The organism is Nocardioides marmoribigeumensis, from assembly GCF_031458325.1.
GTDB classification, from domain to species: Bacteria; Actinomycetota; Actinomycetes; order Propionibacteriales; family Nocardioidaceae; genus Marmoricola_A; species Marmoricola_A marmoribigeumensis.
Window position 1 is genome coordinate 2,467,122 of the sequence record NZ_JAVDYG010000001.1, and the last position, 15,748, is coordinate 2,482,869.

At 73.5% G+C, this 15,748-nt stretch carries 12 protein-coding genes; 8 read left to right on the forward strand and 4 right to left on the reverse strand.

The window, feature by feature from the left end:
- The first annotated feature begins 59 nt into the window (after window positions 1-59).
- The gene (gene purL, locus J2S63_RS11790; protein ID WP_310302234.1) at window positions 60-2,339 is read left to right on the forward strand and encodes a phosphoribosylformylglycinamidine synthase subunit PurL; all 2,280 of its coding nucleotides are present in this window, start codon (window positions 60-62) and stop codon (window positions 2,337-2,339) included.
- Between the two features lie 301 nt (window positions 2,340-2,640).
- Here the strand turns inward: purL and J2S63_RS11795 are convergent, their stop codons facing one another.
- The 3 genes from J2S63_RS11795 to J2S63_RS11805 all read right to left on the reverse strand — a co-directional run bounded on the left by J2S63_RS11795 (window position 2,641) and on the right by J2S63_RS11805 (window position 7,325).
- Window positions 2,641-4,029 (reverse strand): helix-turn-helix domain-containing protein, encoded by a 1,389-nt coding sequence (locus J2S63_RS11795; protein WP_310302237.1) that lies wholly within the window; start codon window positions 4,027-4,029, stop codon window positions 2,641-2,643.
- Window positions 4,030-4,378: 349 nt separating this feature from the next.
- The gene (locus tag J2S63_RS11800; RefSeq protein WP_310302240.1) at window positions 4,379-5,716 is read right to left on the reverse strand and encodes a glycoside hydrolase domain-containing protein; all 1,338 of its coding nucleotides are present in this window, start codon (window positions 5,714-5,716) and stop codon (window positions 4,379-4,381) included.
- 316 nt (window positions 5,717-6,032) lie between these two features.
- Window positions 6,033-7,325 (reverse strand): glycoside hydrolase domain-containing protein, encoded by a 1,293-nt coding sequence (locus J2S63_RS11805; RefSeq protein WP_310302243.1) that lies wholly within the window; start codon window positions 7,323-7,325, stop codon window positions 6,033-6,035.
- A 158-nt stretch (window positions 7,326-7,483) separates the two neighbouring features.
- Between J2S63_RS11805 and malQ the strand changes: the two genes are divergently transcribed.
- From malQ to J2S63_RS11835, 6 genes are all read left to right on the forward strand, one after another.
- Window positions 7,484-9,037: a 4-alpha-glucanotransferase gene (malQ, locus tag J2S63_RS11810; RefSeq protein ID WP_310302246.1), complete on the forward strand. Its 1,554-nt coding sequence runs from the start codon at window positions 7,484-7,486 to the stop codon at window positions 9,035-9,037.
- Between the two features lie 10 nt (window positions 9,038-9,047).
- On the forward strand, window positions 9,048-9,419 hold the full coding sequence (locus J2S63_RS11815; protein WP_310302249.1) for a sterol carrier family protein: 372 nt from the start codon (window positions 9,048-9,050) through the stop codon (window positions 9,417-9,419).
- 8 nt (window positions 9,420-9,427) lie between these two features.
- Entirely contained in the window at window positions 9,428-10,756 is a 1,329-nt protein-coding gene (locus J2S63_RS11820; RefSeq protein ID WP_310302252.1) for a dipeptidase, read from the forward strand.
- 99 nt (window positions 10,757-10,855) lie between these two features.
- The gene (purF, locus tag J2S63_RS11825; protein WP_310302256.1) at window positions 10,856-12,478 is read left to right on the forward strand and encodes an amidophosphoribosyltransferase; all 1,623 of its coding nucleotides are present in this window, start codon (window positions 10,856-10,858) and stop codon (window positions 12,476-12,478) included.
- A gap of 17 nt (window positions 12,479-12,495) precedes the next feature.
- On the forward strand, window positions 12,496-13,557 hold the full coding sequence (gene purM / locus J2S63_RS11830) for a phosphoribosylformylglycinamidine cyclo-ligase (protein ID WP_310302259.1): 1,062 nt from the start codon (window positions 12,496-12,498) through the stop codon (window positions 13,555-13,557).
- Window positions 13,558-13,788: 231 nt separating this feature from the next.
- Window positions 13,789-13,992, forward strand: coding sequence for a DUF3073 domain-containing protein (locus J2S63_RS11835; protein ID WP_310302263.1), 204 nt, complete (start codon window positions 13,789-13,791; stop codon window positions 13,990-13,992).
- Between the two features lie 6 nt (window positions 13,993-13,998).
- Here J2S63_RS11835 and J2S63_RS11840 read toward each other — a convergent pair whose 3' ends face one another.
- Window positions 13,999-15,117 carry a Glu/Leu/Phe/Val dehydrogenase dimerization domain-containing protein gene (locus J2S63_RS11840; RefSeq protein ID WP_310302266.1) on the reverse strand — a complete coding sequence of 373 codons (1,119 nt, stop codon included), beginning with the start codon at window positions 15,115-15,117 and terminating at the stop codon, window positions 13,999-14,001.
- Window positions 15,118-15,467: 350 nt separating this feature from the next.
- Between J2S63_RS11840 and J2S63_RS11845 the strand changes: the two genes are divergently transcribed.
- On the forward strand, window positions 15,468-15,686 hold the full coding sequence (locus tag J2S63_RS11845; protein WP_310302270.1) for a BldC family transcriptional regulator: 219 nt from the start codon (window positions 15,468-15,470) through the stop codon (window positions 15,684-15,686).
- Window positions 15,687-15,748 lie beyond the last annotated feature (62 nt).

The window sequence follows — 15,748 nt, forward strand, 5'->3', positions numbered from 1 at the left end:
CGTCTCGGCGGGCTCGGCCGAGGACGGCGCCGACTCGTCCGCCGGATAGATTGAGGCCCGTGGCCGCCCTCGACACCGTCGTCTCCGCCCAGTCCGACCCCGACCGCGGCCAGCCGTGGGCGGAGCTCGGGCTCAAGTCCGACGAGTACGCCCAGATCCGCGAGATCCTCGGGCGGCGGCCGACCAGCTCCGAGTTGGCGATGTACTCCGTGATGTGGAGCGAGCACTGCTCCTACAAGTCCTCCAAGGTCCACCTGCGCCAGTTTGGCGAGAAGGTCACCGACGAGATGCGCGCCCCGCTGATGGTCGGCATGGGCGAGAACGCCGGCGTGGTCGACATCGGCCAGGGCTACGCGGTGACGTTCAAGATCGAGTCGCACAACCACCCGTCGTACGTCGAGCCCTACCAGGGCGCCGCGACCGGCGTGGGCGGCATCGTGCGCGACATCCTCTCGATGGGCGCGCGACCCGTGGCCGTGATGGACCCGCTGCGCTTCGGGCCGCTGGACGAGCCCGACACCCACCGCGTCCTGCCGGGGATCGTGGCCGGCGTGGGCGGCTACGGCAACTGCCTGGGCCTGCCCAACATCGGCGGCGAGGCGATCTTCGACCCGACCTACCTCGGCAACCCGCTGGTCAACGCGCTGTGCGTCGGCGTGATGCGCCACGAGGAGATCCACCTGGCCAAGGCCTCCGGCGCCGGCAACCTCGTCGTCCTGTACGGCGCCAGGACCGGCGGCGACGGCATCGGCGGCGTGTCCGTGCTCGCCTCCGAGACCTTCGACGCAGGGGCCGACGGGAAGGGGGGTCCCGCCAAGCGACCCAGCGTCCAGGTGGGCGACCCGTTCCAGGAGAAGCTGCTCATCGAGTGCACCCTCGACCTCTTCAAGGAGGGTCTGGTCGTCGGCATCCAGGACCTCGGCGGTGCGGGCCTGTCCTGCGCGACCTCCGAGCTGGCCTCGGCCGGCGACGGCGGCATGCGCGTCCACCTCGACCGTGTCCCGCTGCGCGACTCCTCGCTCTCCCCCGAGGAGATCCTGATGAGCGAGTCCCAGGAGCGCATGATGGCGGTCGTCGAGCCCGCCAAGGCCGAGCGGTTCCTGGAGATCTGCGAGCGCTGGGAGGTCGACGCGACCGTCATCGGCGAGGTCACCGAGGACGGACGCCTGGTGATCGAGTGGCACGGTGAGGTCGTCGTCGACGTCCCGCCCCGCACCGTCGCCCACGAGGGCCCGGTCTACCAGCGCCCGTTCGCCCGCCCGTCCTGGCAGGACGCCCTCCAGTCCGACGCGGCCGAGGCGCTGCCGAGGCCCGGCTCGGGCGAGGAGCTGCGCGAGACCCTGCTGCGCCTGGTCGGCAGCCCCAACCTCTGTGACCGGTCGTGGATCACCGACCAGTACGACCGCTACGTCCTCGGCAACACCGTGCTGGCCCAGCCCGAGGACGCCGGCATGGTCCGCGTCGACGAGGAGACCGGTCTCGGCGTCGCCCTGGCCACCGACTGCAACGGCCGCTTCGCCAAGCTCGACCCCTACGCCGGCGCCCAGCTCGCGCTGGCCGAGGCCTACCGCAACGTCGCGGTCACCGGCGCGCGCCCGCTCGCGGTCAGCGACTGCCTCAACTTCGGCTCGCCCGAGGACCCCGACGTGATGTGGCAGTTCGCCGAGGCCGTGCGCGGCCTCGCCGACGGCTGCCGCGAGCTCGGCGTCCCGGTCACCGGGGGCAACGTCAGCCTCTACAACCAGACCGGCGACACCGCGATCCTGCCGACGCCGGTGGTGGCGGTGCTCGGCACCATCGAGGACGTACGCCGCCGCGTGCCGACCGGCTTCGGCCCCGGCCAGACGGTGCTGCTGCTGGGCACCACCGGTGAGGAGCTCTCGGGCTCGGAGTGGGCCCACGTGGTCCACGGGCACCTGGGCGGGCTCCCGCCCCGCGTCGACCTGGCCGCCGAGCAGGCGCTCGCGGCCTTCCTCGCCGAGGCCGGGGCCGCCGGCCTGCTCGGGGCGGCCCACGACCTCTCCGACGGCGGCCTGGCCCAGGCGCTGGTCGAGGCCGCGCTGCGGCGCGGGGTCGGCGTCCGCGTGGCGCCCGAGGGCGATCCCTTCGTGGCGCTGTTCGCCGAGTCGGCCGGCCGGGCCCTCGTGGCCGTCGACCCCCAGGACGAGGAGCGGGTCGTCTCCCTGGCGGGGGAGCACGGCGTCCCGGTGACCCGCCTGGGCGCGACCACCGGCCAGGGGGACGACGCGGCGCTGGAGGTCGAGGGCTCCTTCACCGTGCCGCTCGCCGAGCTGCGTGCGGTCTGGGCCACGACGCTCCCGGCCGCCCTCGGCGGCTGAGCTCTCCGGCCCAGACCAGGCGGACTGGACCGGACCACGGTGTCCGTTTCGCGACTGATGTGACCCCTGAGACGTCAGGGGTCACGTTTTGGGCGGTTCGCTTGCCAATTCTTGACAAGACACTTTGACTTCTCCTGAACGCACGCCACCAGGGCGCGCGACGTCGGGAGGAAATCACATGTCGAAGCTCGTGCGCGCCATCGTCAGCGGTCTGTTCGTCGTCACCGCCGTCGCGGCTCCCGCGGTCCTCGGGACCGAGACCGCTCAGGCCAAGGACGTGTGGTGCTGCTGAGCCCCGGGCTCAGCGCTCACTGGTCACCGACACCGAGGACCGGAACGCCACGGCAGGAGTGGTGAGACCGGTCGAGGCCGCCGCACGCCGGTAGGCGTCGAGCGCCTCTGCGGTCGCCCCCGCCTGCTCCAGGCACATCGCGAGCTCGTACCAGACCTGGGCCGTGGCCCGGTCGGCGCCGGCAGCGCTCAGCAGCAGGGCCGCCTCGGCGCACAGGCTCTTCGCGCGCTCGGTGTCGCCCTCGAGCACCGCCACCTGACCCAGGACGGCAGCCGCCTCGGCCTTGGCCAGGGGCATCTCGTCCGCCTCGGTGGCCCGTGCCTGCTCCGCGACCTCCGAGGCCGCGAGCAGGTCGCCGTCGAGCAGGTGCGCCCTCGCCAGGGCGGCGCGGACGTGACCGAGGTCGGCCGGCGCCGCGCTGGACTCCTGCAGCTCGGTCTCAGCCTGCCGCAGGGTCGAGAGGGCCTCGGCGACCGCCGGCGGGACGCTGCGCAGCTGCAGGATGCCGAGCTGGATGCGCAGCCGCGCCAGGTTGCGGGCGTCGCGACCCTCGCCGAGCAGGCTGAGCGCGCGCTGGGCCTGGAAGACCGCGGAGTCGACGCGTCCGCGGTGCGACTCCACGATGCTGGCGTTCCAGTACGCCGAGGCACGGGCGGTCGCCGACCCGAGCTGCTCGGCGGTCGCGACCGCCTCGCGGCACAGCCGGGCCGCCGTCGTCACGTCGCCGCTCTCGAAGTAGCACGAGGCGACGGTCGCGACGAGCTGGATCGACTCGTCGGTGCCGTAGAGCGGTGTCTCGCGCAGGCGGGCCAGGGCGGCGTCGCCCTCGTCGATCGCGCGGTCGAGCTCGCCGCTCTCCCGCAGGCAGCGGCACAGCGCGATCGTGGCCCGCAGGGCGTGCGCCCCGTCGGCGGCCACGACCTGCTCGAGGACGGTCACGGCCTGGGCCAGCCGGCCGGTCGCCTCGAGGGCGCGGCCGTGCAGGAAGAGGGCGCGCTCGCGCAGGGGTGAGCCCTCCGGCAGGTGGCCCAGGGCGGTGCTCACCTGCGAGACCGCCTCCTGGGCCTCGCCCGTCTCGAGGGCGAGCTCGGCGTAGTCGAGGGTCAGGCGGAGCTCGGTGGTGGCCGGGTCGTCCTCGGGTGAGCGCAGGAGGACGTCCGGGGTCGTGCCCGTCCGCTCGGCCAGCGTCTGCAGCGCGCGGGCCGACGGCCGGCGCGCGCCGGCCTCGATGCGCGAGACGTAGGCGGTGGAGAGCTCGGGGCCGCCGGCGTCGGTCTGCGTGAGCCCGGCGGCCACGCGGGCCGCGCGCACGCGGCGCCCGAGGAGGGCGGGGTCGATCCCACGCAGTCGCTCGGCGAGGGTCGGCTCCCACCCGAGCAAGGGCTGCTCGGTCGTCATGGCACACCTCCACGGGCGTTCGGACGGTCAGAAAGGCGGAGGTTCCCCTCCTCCGGTCAGACGATCTTGACGCAACGAGGTGACATTTGCCAGGAGACGTGTCAAATTAAGTCATGTCACCCCGTGGTGCCGCGCCACACCCCCTTGAGCGGCACCGACGACGACACGGCGACGGAGACCGCTCCGACCGACACCCCGGACGTTCGCGTTCCGGTCGGAGCGCAGTCGCCACCCTCTCCGCCACCCCCGGCGCCGTCCCCCGCGGCGCTGGCGGATCAGGGCTGCCCGGACAGGCTCGGGCGGGCAGCCCTGAGGGCGGGGCCGGGACGGCCCCGCACGCGGGTGGGGATCAGCCCCTGCGGCCGACCTTCAGCTGGGTCCACAGGTCGCCGACCACCACGCCGGTGGGCGTGACCCCCAGGTCGGCCTGGTAGCGCTTCACCGCGGCCGTGGTGCGGCCCTCGAGCCAGCCGTTGACCGGCGAGGACATGGGGTAGAGCGCGTTGAGCGCCCGCTGCAGCTTGCGCACGTTCTCGCCCGAGGCGCCGTACTTCTTCAGCCCGCCCGCGCGCCACGCGAGCAACGCGGCCCAGACGCGGGGGCCGGCCGAGGTGCCCGTCGGGATCCTGCGAGCCTTGCGGGCGGCCTGCACCGCGGCGACGGTCGCGGGGTCCATGGAGCCGGTGAGCGTGCCCTCGTAGAAGCCCTGCTGGGTGAGCAGGCACTGCAGCGCCTTGACCTGGGCGCCGGTCATGCCGGGCTTCTGGGTGACGTAGCGGCCGTAGTTCATCTTCAGGCCGCCGCAGTACTCGCGCCGGGTGGTCGGGCGCGACCCGTTGCCCATCCGCAGGAAGTTGGAGTCGATGTTGATCCGGACGCCGTTGTAGGTCTCGTCGTGGCCGCCGCGGTACTGGTGCATGCGGTCGCCCGGCCTCCACCCGTCGCTGCGGATGTACGACGACTCGACATCGGCGCGCCCGTTCCAGTCCGCGATCCAGACGCGGTCGGGCAGCGGGATGAGGGTGGGCCGGTCGACCCGCACGTCGTCGAGCATCTTGATGCCAGAGGCGGCGGAGGAGTAGAAGCCGGCGACGTAGCCGAGCTCGTGCATGCGGCGGTTCCACGCCCCGACGAAGCGGATCGCGGACTCGCGACACGTCGTACGGCCGGTGTCGAAGGCCTCGAGGTCGTACCACAGCGTGCTGCCGGCGACGAGCCCCAGCGCCCGGGCGGCGTCGACGGTGCTCTGCGCCTCGGCGCGGCCCATCCGGCGTGCCTTGAGGTAGTTGCGCGTCGGGTCGGGGCTGATCGTGGGGTCGTCCTTGTAGCGCGGGAAGCGGGTGGAGCACGAGGCCTGGGGACCCAGGGTGATCGGCAGGAGCCGCCAGCCCTTGCGCAGCTGGGTGGAGACCCAGGTGGGGGTGAGGTTGGGCTGGTTGCGGCACGCCCGCGACTTGCCGGAGATGTAGATGCCGACCGCCCAGTACGGCGAGCCGGTGAGCCAGGCGTCCATCGCGCTCTGGCTCGGGGCCACGCACTGGTCGAAGCCGTAGCCGGTGAAGTTGCCGGGCGTGGCCCGGTTGTCCGCCACGGCGGCCGGCGCGACGAGGGTCGCGGAGGCGAGCGTCGCCACGGTGGCGCTGAGCGTGGCGAGGACGAGACGGATCCGGCGTCGGGTGGGGCGCATGGAGGGCTCCTCAGGTCAGGGAAGGCCCGGTCACTGTAGTCACATCCGTCCCACCTGTTGGGCGGAATGCGCAGATCGACGGGTCTCCCCGGGGGGTGCCCGAGGGGGCGGGAGGTGAGGTGTCCCGGACGGCCCGGCGACGGCCGTTGCCGACGCGGTTGGGGTGACCTATGGGAGTAGCTCGCCCCGGGAGTCGGGAGCTGCGTCGACGACGTTCGTTGGGAGGTCGCCGCGCCGGGTCCCGTCCGGCCCTCACGTGGACAACAGTAGAAGACTCACGCCCCTTGTGTCCCAACTTTCACAAAAGTCACATCATTCACAGGTTGCCGCGCTGGAGCAGCCGCCACGTGCGCGCGCTCACCACCCCGGTGGCGGGAAGGTGGTGGCGGCGCTGGTAGCGCTCCACCACGCGGGCGTCCCCGAGCCCGAAGATCCCGTCGACGGCGACCGAGGCGCGCGTGGCGGCGTTGAGCGCGCGCTGGAGCCGGCGTACGGCGGTGCCCTGGCTGCCGTACTTCAGCGCCGGCCGGTCACCGCGGGAGAGCAGCGCGGTCCACGTGCCGCGGGTGAGGACGCCGGTCGCCCGCAGGCGCGGGTGCACGGCCTGGAAGTGCCGCACCGCCCTGGTCGTACGACGGTCGTAGCGCCCGGTGAGCCGGCCGCGGTAGTGGCGGCCGTCGCGCAGCACGCACTGGGCCGCACGCACGCCCGGGCCACGGGCGCCGGGCCGCATCGTCTCGTAGCGGCCGTAGGAGATCCGGACCCCGCAGTGCGAGCGCCGCTGCTCCTTGCCGATCCAGATGCCCTGGCCGACCGAGTAGTAGTTGCTGTCGATCACCAGGCGGCGACCGCCGTGGCGCTCGGAGTGGCCGCCGCGGAACTGGTGGACCCGCCGGTGCGGCATCCAGTGGTTGTTGCTGAGGTACTTCGTGGCGACCGTCGCCCGGCCGTTCCAGTGGGCGAACCACAGGTAGCCCGGGAGGCTGAAGACGTCGGGGTAGGCGCGCGCCGGGCCGAGCATCCGCAGGGTCGAGGCGCTGGAGTAGAGCCCCGACCGGAACCCGTCCCGCCGCACCTGACGGCTCCACCCGCTGACGAAGTGGAGCGCCGAGCGGCGGCAGTGGGTGCGGGTGGTGTCGAAGCCCTCGAGGTCGAACCACAGCACCGAGCCCTCGCGGATGCCGAGGTGGCGGGCGGCCCGCGCCGCACCGCGCGCGGCGTCGGCCCCCTGGCCGCGCGCCTGGCGGTAGAGCCCGGCCGGCCTCGGCGAGATCCGCTTGCCGCGATAGAGGCCCCGGGGGGCGCAGGAGGCCTGGCGCCCGACGACCAGCGGCAGCAGCTTCCACCCACGCGCCTTCTGGGTGCGCACCCAGCGGCGGTCGAGGTGGGGCTGGGAGGAGCACGCGCGGTTCATCCCGGCGATGTAGATGCCGACCGCCGAGAAGTGCGAGTGCTGGTTCCAGGCGTTCATGGCCCGCTGGGAAGGCGCGTCGCAGGCGTCGAAGCCGTAGCCGAAGCCGCTGCCGGGGTCGGGGCCGCGCACGACAGCGGCGCCCGCCGACGACGGCAGGCCCGCGGCGACCACGAGCAGCGTGGCCGTGGCGAGCATGGCGAGCAGGGTGTGCATCGTGCGGCGGACGGGGGACGGAGGGGAAGTAGTTCGGACAGGTCCGGACATGGGCCGAGACTCTAACCACAGCGCGGGGCGGATCGTGGGACCCCGCCCTGGTCCGTCCCGGCCGCGTCGCGGTGTGACAATCTGAGGGCATGGAGGACACCCCCTCGGTCCCGGACGACCAGCACCGACCGGCCGACGTGCCTCCCGACCTGCCTCTCGACGTACGCCGGGCAGGGGTCCTGCTGCACGTCACCTCGCTCCCGTCCCCCTACGGCACGGGCGACCTGGGCCACGCGGCCTACCGCTTCGTCGACTTCCTCGCCGCCGCGGGCGTGACCGTGTGGCAGGTGCTCCCGCTGGTCCCCACGCACGCCGAGGACCGCTCGCCCTACAACGGCCTCTCCGCCCTCGCGGGCAACCCCGAGCTGGTCAGCCTCGACTGGCTGGCCGACCGTGGGCTGCTGCGCGACGACGACCTCGCCCAGGTGGCCTCCGGCGAGATCAGCCGCGCCGAGGCCCGCACCCGCGCGGTGCGGCTGTGGCAGTCCGAGGTGGAGGCCGGCGAGCGGCAGGAGCAGCGCGAGCACTTCCTGTCCTGGGTCGACGAGCACGACGACTGGCTCGGCGACTACACCGACTTCGTCGCGCTGCGCGAGTCGCTCGGCGGCACCTCGTGGCACGACTGGGAGCCCGGGCTGCGCGACCGCGACGCCGACGCCCTCGACAAGGCGCTCGCCCCGCTGCAGGACCGCCTGCGGGTGCTGCAGTTCGAGCAGTACCTCTTCGATACCCAGTGGCAGGAGCTGCGCGACTACGCCGCCGAGCGCGGGGTGCTCGTCTTCGGCGACCTGCCGATCTTCGTCTCCCACGACAGCGCCGACGTGTGGGTCGACCGCGCGCAGTTCGACCTCGACGAGACCGGCGCCCCGCGCACCGTCACCGGGGTGCCGCCGGACTACTTCGCCCAGGACGGCCAGCGCTGGAACAACCCCCACTACGACTGGGACGTGATGCGCGAGGACGGCTTCGCCTGGTGGCGTCGCCGGATCGCGCGCCAGCGCGACCTGTTCGACCTGGTGCGCATCGACCACTTCCGCGGCCTGGAGGCGTCCTGGCACATCCCGGCGTCGGCGGAGACCGCGCGCGAGGGCGAGTGGGTCGCGTCCCCCGGCGTCGAGGTCCTCACCGCCCTGGTCGCCGAGGCCGGCGAGGGCCACCTGGTGGCCGAGGACCTCGGGGTGATCACGCCCGAGGTCGAGGCGCTGCGCCTGCGGTTCGGGCTGCCCGGCATGAAGGTCCTGCAGTTCGCCTTCGACGGCAACCCCGCCAACCCCCACCTGCCGCACCACCACGACCACCTCGGCGTGGTCTACACCGGCACCCACGACAACGACACGAGCGTCGGCTGGCTCAGCGAGGTCGACGACCGCACCCGGGTCCGGATCCGCGGCCACCTGGTCGGTCCCACCGACGACATGCCGTGGCCGTTGATGCGCACGGCGATGGCCTCGGTGAGCCGCCTGGCCGTCGTACCCGCCCAGGACCTGCTGGGCCTGGGCAGCGCGGCCCGCATGAACGTCCCCGGCAAGGCGACCGGCAACTGGTCCTGGCAGCTGCGCGAGGGCGCGCTCGACGACGCGATCGCGGCTCGGCTGCGCGACGTGCTCGAGCGCTACGACCGTGTGCCCGGCGACCCGCGGTGAGGGAGGAGCAGTGCCCGCGCGCCTCCGCGAGGCCGACCCCGCGGCCGTGTCGTCCGCCCGCGCCCGGCTCGGTGCCGGCGACGCCACGCCGGACGACGTCCGTCTCCTGGTCAAGCACGCGATGGCCGTGCTCCAGCGGCGCGCCCCCGGCGGCGCGGTCGAGGTGCGCGTCCCGCCCTACTCCGCGGTGCAGGTGATCGGCGGCACCACCCACAAGCGGGGCACGCCGCCGGCGGTCGTCGAGATGGACGCCGACACCTGGCTCGCCCTCGCCTTCGGTGACCTGGCCTGGTCCGACGCCGTCTCCACGGGCCGGGTGGTCGCCAGCGGGGAGAGGTCCGACCTCAGCGAGCACCTGCCGCTGGTGCCACCCCTGGTATGACAGGGCACATGGACCTCCACGCCCGGCTCGACGCCGTCCTGCCCTCCGTCCGTGCCGACCTGGAGGACCTCGTCCGGATCCCGTCGGTGGGGGCGCTGCCCGCCCACGCCGACGACGTACGCCGGTCGGCCGAGGCGACCGCCCGCCTCCTGGAGGGCGCGGGCCTGGCGGTCGAGGTGCTCAGCGTCGAGGGCGGCGCCCCCGCGGTGCTGGGGACGAGGCCGGCCCCGGAGGGTGCGCCGACCGTGCTGCTCTACGCCCACCACGACGTCCAGCCGGTCGGTGAGGAGACCGAGTGGACCAGCGCGCCGTTCGAGCCGACCGAGCGCGGCGGGCGGCTGTTCGGTCGCGGGGCGGCCGACGACAAGGCCGGCATCGCCGTGCACCTGGCCGCCCTGCGCGCCTGGGGGGACGACCTGCCGGTCGGCGTGACCGTCCTGGTCGAGGGCGAGGAGGAGGAGGGCTCCCCGACCCTGGAGGCGTTCCTCGAGACCTACCGCGACCGCCTCGCCGCCGACGTGATCGTGATCGCCGACAGCACCAACTGGGAGGTCGGCGTCCCGGCCCTCACCACCAGCCTGCGCGGCCTCGCGGGCTGCGACATCGAGGTCTCGACCCTGGAGCACGGCGTCCACTCCGGCATGTTCGGCGGCCCCGTGCCCGATGCGCTCACCACCCTGTGCCGCCTGCTGGCGACGCTGCACGACGAGGCCGGCGAGGTCGCGGTCGAGGGCCTGCACGCCGGACCCGCCTCCGACCTCGACTACCCCGAGGACCGGTTCCGGGCCGAGGCCTCCGCCCTGGAGGGCGTCGAGCTCATCGGCTCGGGCTCGATCGTCGAGCGGCTGTGGACCAGGCCGACGGTCAACGTGATCGGCATCGACGCCCCGAGCGTCGCCGAGTGCAGCAACACCCTCGTCCCGCGGGCCCGGGCGGCGATCTCGCTGCGCGTGGCGCCCGGCCAGGACGCCAAGGAGGCGCTGGGGCGGCTCCTGGACCACCTCGAGCGGCACGTGCCGTGGGGGGCGCGGCTCGAGGTGCTCGCGACCGACACCGGCTCCCCGACCGCGATCGACGCGACCGGCCCGGCGTACGACGCGGCGCGCGAGGCCTTCGCCGAGGCGTGGGACGGCACCGAGCCGGTCGACATCGGCGTGGGCGGGTCGATCCCGTTCATCGCGGCGTTCCGGGAGGCCTTCCCGGAGGCGTCGGTGCTGGTGACGGGCGTGGAGGACCCCGACACCCGCGCCCACAGCACCGACGAGGGCCTGCACCTCGGGGAGTTCCGGCGCGCGTGCCTGGCCGAGACCCTGCTGCTGCGCAACCTCACCCGCTGAGCCTGCTGGGGTCCGCGGGTCCGCTGGGCCCGCTGGGCCCGCTGGGTCCGGCGGGTCCGCGATTCGGCCGACCCCGCCTCCGGCACCTACACTCGAGGCGTGACTCGACGCACCCGTCCTGGTGACGGCCGCCTGAACCACGACCTCGACCCCACCTCGGCCGCCGACAAGGGACCCCAGGACGCCTGCGGCGTCTTCGGTGTCTGGGCCCCGGGCGAGGACGTCGCCAAGCTCACCTACTTCGGTCTCTACTCGCTGCAGCACCGCGGGCAGGAGTCGGCGGGCATCGCGGTGAGCAACGGGCGTCAGATCCTGGTCTACAAGGACATGGGGCTGGTCTCCCAGGCCTTCGACGAGTCGACGCTGGAGAGCCTCCAGGGCGGCCTGGCGATCGGCCACACGCGCTACAGCACCACCGGCGCGAGCACCTGGCACAACGCCCAGCCGACCTTCCGCCCGACGGCCAACGGCTCGATCGCCCTGGCCCACAACGGCAACCTGACCAACACGCGCGAGCTCGCCGACCGGGTCGAGCGCCTCAAGCACATCGGCGGCGAGCTGGACACCCCCTCCCGCCAGGGCAACCACATCGTGGCGACCAACGACACCAGCCTGGTGACCGCGCTGCTCGCCGGCGACCCCGACCGCACCATCGAGGAGACCGCGATCGAGGTGCTCCCGACGGTCAAGGGTGCGTTCTCCTTCGTCTTCATGGACGAGCACACGCTCTACGCCGCCCGCGACCCGCAGGGCATCCGCCCGCTGGTGCTCGGCCGGCTCGAGCGGGGCTGGGTCGTCGCCAGCGAGGACGCCGCGCTGGCGACCGTGGGCGCGCGCGTCGTGCGCGAGGTCGAGCCGGGTGAGCTGGTCGTCGTCGACGACAACGGCTTGCGCAGCCACAGGTTCGCCGAGCCCGCCCCCAAGGGCTGCGTGTTCGAGTACGTCTACCTCGCCCGCCCCGACGCCACGATCGCCGGCCGCAGCGTGCACGCCGCGCGTGTCGAGATGGGTCGGCTCCTGGCCAGGTCGCACCCGGTCGAGGCCGACCTGGTCATCCCGGTGCCGGAGTCCGGCACCCCTGCCGCGGTCGGCTACGCCGAGGCCAGCGGCATCCCGTTCGGCCAGGGGTTCGTCAAGAACGCCTACGTCGGCCGCACCTTCATCCAGCCGTCCCAGACCCTGCGCCAGCTCGGCATCCGGCTCAAGCTCAATGCCCTCGAGCACGTGATCCGCGGCAAGCGGCTGGTCGTGGTCGACGACTCGATCGTGCGCGGCAACACCCAGCGTGCGCAGGTGCGGATGCTGCGCGAGGCGGGCGCGCTCGAGGTCCACGTGCGCATCTCCTCGCCACCGGTGAAGTGGCCCTGCTTCTACGGCATCGACTTCGCCACCCGGGCCGAGCTGATCGCCACCGGCCTCGGCGTGGAGGAGATCCGCGCCAGCATCGGCGCCGACAGCCTGGGCTACATCTCGCAGGAGGACATGGTCGCCGCGACGGGGCAGCCCTCGGAGCGGCTGTGCCGGGCGTGCTTCGACGGCGAGTACCCCATCGACCTGCCCGACGAGGCCCTGCTCGGCAAGCACCTGCTGGAACGCTCGCTCCCGGTCCTGGAGCGCGACACCCCGCTGCCAGGGGTCCTCGACGGGCGCGAGGCACGCGACGTCGAGGGCGTGCCGATCGGTCTCTCCGGTGGCGCCGCGGGCGCCCTGGACCACCCCTGACTGGACTGGAGCCACACGTGAGCACCTACGAGGCCGCCGGCGTCTCCATCGAGGCCGGCGACAAGGCCGTCGAGCTGATGAAGGTCTGGGTCGACAAGGCCCGCCGCCCCGAGATGGTCGGGGGCATCGGCGGCTTCGCCGGGCTGTTCGACGCCTCGGCCCTCAAGGCCTACGACCGGCCGCTGCTGGCGACCAGCGCCGACGGCGTCGGCACCAAGGTGGCCGTCGCCCAGGCGATGGACGTCCACCACACGATCGGGTTCGACCTGGTCGGGATGCTGGTCGACGACCTGGTCGTGTGCGGCGCCGAGCCGCTGTTCCTCACCGACTACATCGCCACGGGGCGGGTCGTGCCGGAGCGCATCGCCGCGATCGTCCAGGGCATCGCCGAGGCGTGCGTCGAGGCGGGGTGCGCGCTCGTCGGCGGCGAGACCGCCGAGCACCCCGGGCTCCTCGGGCCCGACGAGTACGACGTCGCGGGCTCGACCACCGGCGTCGTCGAGGCCACCCACCTCCTGGGTCCCGGCCGGGTCCGGCCGGGCGACCTGGTGGTGGCCATGCGCAGCAGCGGGCTCCACAGCAACGGCTACTCCCTGGTCCGCCACGTGCTGCTGGAGCAGGCCGGCTGGGCGCTCGACCGCGACGTCCCCGAGCTCGGCCGCACGCTGGGCGAGGAGCTGCTCGAGCCGACGCGCATCTACGCCAAGGCGTGCCTGGCGCTCGCCCGCGGCACCCGCACCCACGCCATGTCGCACATCACCGGGGGCGGCCTGGCCGCCAACCTCGAGCGTGTCCTGCCGGCCGAGGTGAGCGTCACCCTCGACCGCACCACCTGGACCCCCCAGCCCGTGTTCGGACTCGTCGCGGAGGTCGGCGGGGTGGCCCGCGAGGACCTCGAGCGCACGCTCAACTGCGGTGTCGGCATGGTGGCGGTCGTGGACGCCGACGACGTCGACCGGGTGCTGGCCACGCTGGCCGAGCACGAGGTCGGGTCGTGGGTCTGCGGCGAGGTCGCGCTGGCCGGCTCCGCCGACGACGGGGGCCGGGTCCGGCTGGTCGGCGCCCACCCCGCGGGCTAGCCCACGGGCGACAGCCCGGGGCCGGGGCCCGGTGAGGTGCAGGTCTCGTGCCGGAGTGCGGCTTTCTGGGCCGGTCGAGGTGCGGGATTCACCAGGAGCCAGGTAGCCTTGCCCGCACGAGACAAGTCGATGGTCAGACCGGACGCATGTATCTCGGCCACGTGTTCAGTTGTGACGAAGGACCGTGGCCGCTGCATGACTCCGGCCATATGTGCGAGGGGGTCGGAGGCTATGGGCCGCGGCCGTGCAAAGGCAAAGCAGACCAAGGTCGCCCGCGACCTGAAGTACCGCACTCACGAGGCGGACTTCGGAGCGCTGGCCAAGGAGCTGCACGGGTCTTCCGGTGACCCGTCGTCCCCCGGGGCGTCGGAGCCGGACGAGACTCCCGAGGACGACTACGACCAGTGGGCGGACTACGCCGAGCGGGATCGCTGACCGCGCTCAGACGGTCCAGATCCTCCTGACGCGGGACACCTCCGCGATCCGATGCTCCGCAACGCGGTCGGCAGCGACCGCGGGCGGCACGCCGTCGCTCTCGGCGAGCTCGAAGATGCGCAGCGTGGTGTCGTAGATCCCGCTCGCGCGTCGCTGCGCACGGGGGAACGAGAACCCCTCGCGCTCGTCGGCGACCTGGATCAGCCCGCCGGCGTTGACCACGTAGTCGGGGGCGTAGAGCACGCCGTGGTCCTCCAGCCGCTTGGCGATGCCGGGGTGGGCGAGCTGGTTGTTGGCCGCCCCGCAGACCACCCGGGCCCGCAGCGCGTCGACGGTCGCGTCGTCCAGGGCGCCGCCCAGCGCGCACGGGGCGTAGACGTCGAGGTCGGAGGCCACCAGCGCCGCGGTGCCGTCAGGGCCGTCGGGGCCGTCGGGGCCACCGACCACGTCGACCTCCGGGTGCGCCGCGCGTACGACGGCCAGCGCCCGCTCGCTGACGTCGGTCACGACCACGTCGGCACCGTCCTCGAGCAGCAGGTCCACCAGGTGGCGGCCGACCTTGCCGACCCCGGCGACGCCGACGCGGCGACCGCGCAGGGTGGGGTCGCCCCAGGTGCGCAGGGCCGCGGCCCGCATGCCCTGGAAGACGCCGAACGCGGTGAGGACCGAGGAGTCGCCGGCCCCGCCGTGCTCCTCGGTGCGGCCGGTGACCACGCCGGGGCCGCACTCGCGGGCCACGACGTCCATGTCGGGGGAGAACGTGCCGACGTCGCAGGCGGTGACGTAGCGGCCGCCGAGGGTCTGCACGAAGCGGCCGTAGGCCCGCAGCAGCGCCTCGGACTTGTCGAGGGCCGGGTCGCCGATGATGACCGCCTTGCCGCCGCCGAGGTCGAGGCCCGCCGCGGCGGCCTTGTAGGTCATGCCGCGCGAGAGCTCGAGGACGTCGGCGAGCGCGGACTGCTCGTCGGCGTAGGGGTAGAAGCGGGTGCCGCCGAGCGCGGGGCCCAGGGCGGTGGAGTGGATCGCGATGATCGCGCGGAGCCCGGTGGGCTCGTCGTGGCAGAACACGACCTGCTCGTGCTGGTGCAGCTGGTCGAAGACGGACGTGGGGGCGGGTGTGCTCATGAGCATGTCTCCTGCGGGTGGTCTGCTCGCCGGGGTGTGGCGATGGCTGACGCGGGGCCGCGGGTGTGCGACCTTGGTCACATGCTATCGACGGGCGCGTGAGCGCGTGCGCAGGTGGCAGGGGTAGTCCGGCCGGAGGATGGGCCCGGGCCGTCCGGCACACCCGGAGGGGCACTTGGGCCCGGTTGGGACGGGAAAAGGGCCCGACTTCCGTTTGGTCCTGATTCGTCGCCTGTACCCGTTGTCGCAACTGTCCTACTATGGAACGCAGGCCACGGTGCCCCACGCACCAGGGCCCGGATCCTCGTGCGGGGATCTCACCAAGGGAGAGAAAGAAGAGGGGTGGCGTGATGACCGCTCGACCGACTGAGTCGGAGGCTCTGCTGACGCCTGCAGAGGTTGCCGCCATGTTCCGGGTCGACCCGAAGACCGTGACGAGGTGGGCCAAGGCGGGCAAGCTCAGCTCGATCCGCACGCTGGGCGGCCACCGCCGCTACCGCGAGTCCGAGGTGCGCGAGCTGCTCGCCGGCATGATGCCGACGCAGCGTCGCGGCAACGACTTCGAGTGAGCGACCCGCTCCGCTGAGGAGCGACCGACAGCTGTTCCGGAGGGGACGGACCCACAGGGTCC

What these genes read in the sequence shown, in the direction of transcription:
- J2S63_RS11795 (WP_310302237.1), bottom strand. Translation starts at nt 4,029, where the DNA reads ATGACGACCGAGCAGCCCTTGCTCGGGTGGGAGCCGACCCTCGCCGAG.
- J2S63_RS11800 (WP_310302240.1), bottom strand. Translation starts at nt 5,716, where the DNA reads ATGCGCCCCACCCGACGCCGGATCCGTCTCGTCCTCGCCACGCTCAGC.
- J2S63_RS11805 (WP_310302243.1), bottom strand. Translation starts at nt 7,325, where the DNA reads ATGCTCGCCACGGCCACGCTGCTCGTGGTCGCCGCGGGCCTGCCGTCG.
- malQ (WP_310302246.1), top strand. Translation starts at nt 7,484, where the DNA reads ATGGAGGACACCCCCTCGGTCCCGGACGACCAGCACCGACCGGCCGAC.
- J2S63_RS11820 (WP_310302252.1), top strand. Translation starts at nt 9,428, where the DNA reads ATGGACCTCCACGCCCGGCTCGACGCCGTCCTGCCCTCCGTCCGTGCC.
- J2S63_RS11835 (WP_310302263.1), top strand. Translation starts at nt 13,789, where the DNA reads ATGGGCCGCGGCCGTGCAAAGGCAAAGCAGACCAAGGTCGCCCGCGAC.
- J2S63_RS11840 (WP_310302266.1), bottom strand. Translation starts at nt 15,117, where the DNA reads ATGAGCACACCCGCCCCCACGTCCGTCTTCGACCAGCTGCACCAGCAC.
- J2S63_RS11845 (WP_310302270.1), top strand. Translation starts at nt 15,468, where the DNA reads ATGACCGCTCGACCGACTGAGTCGGAGGCTCTGCTGACGCCTGCAGAG.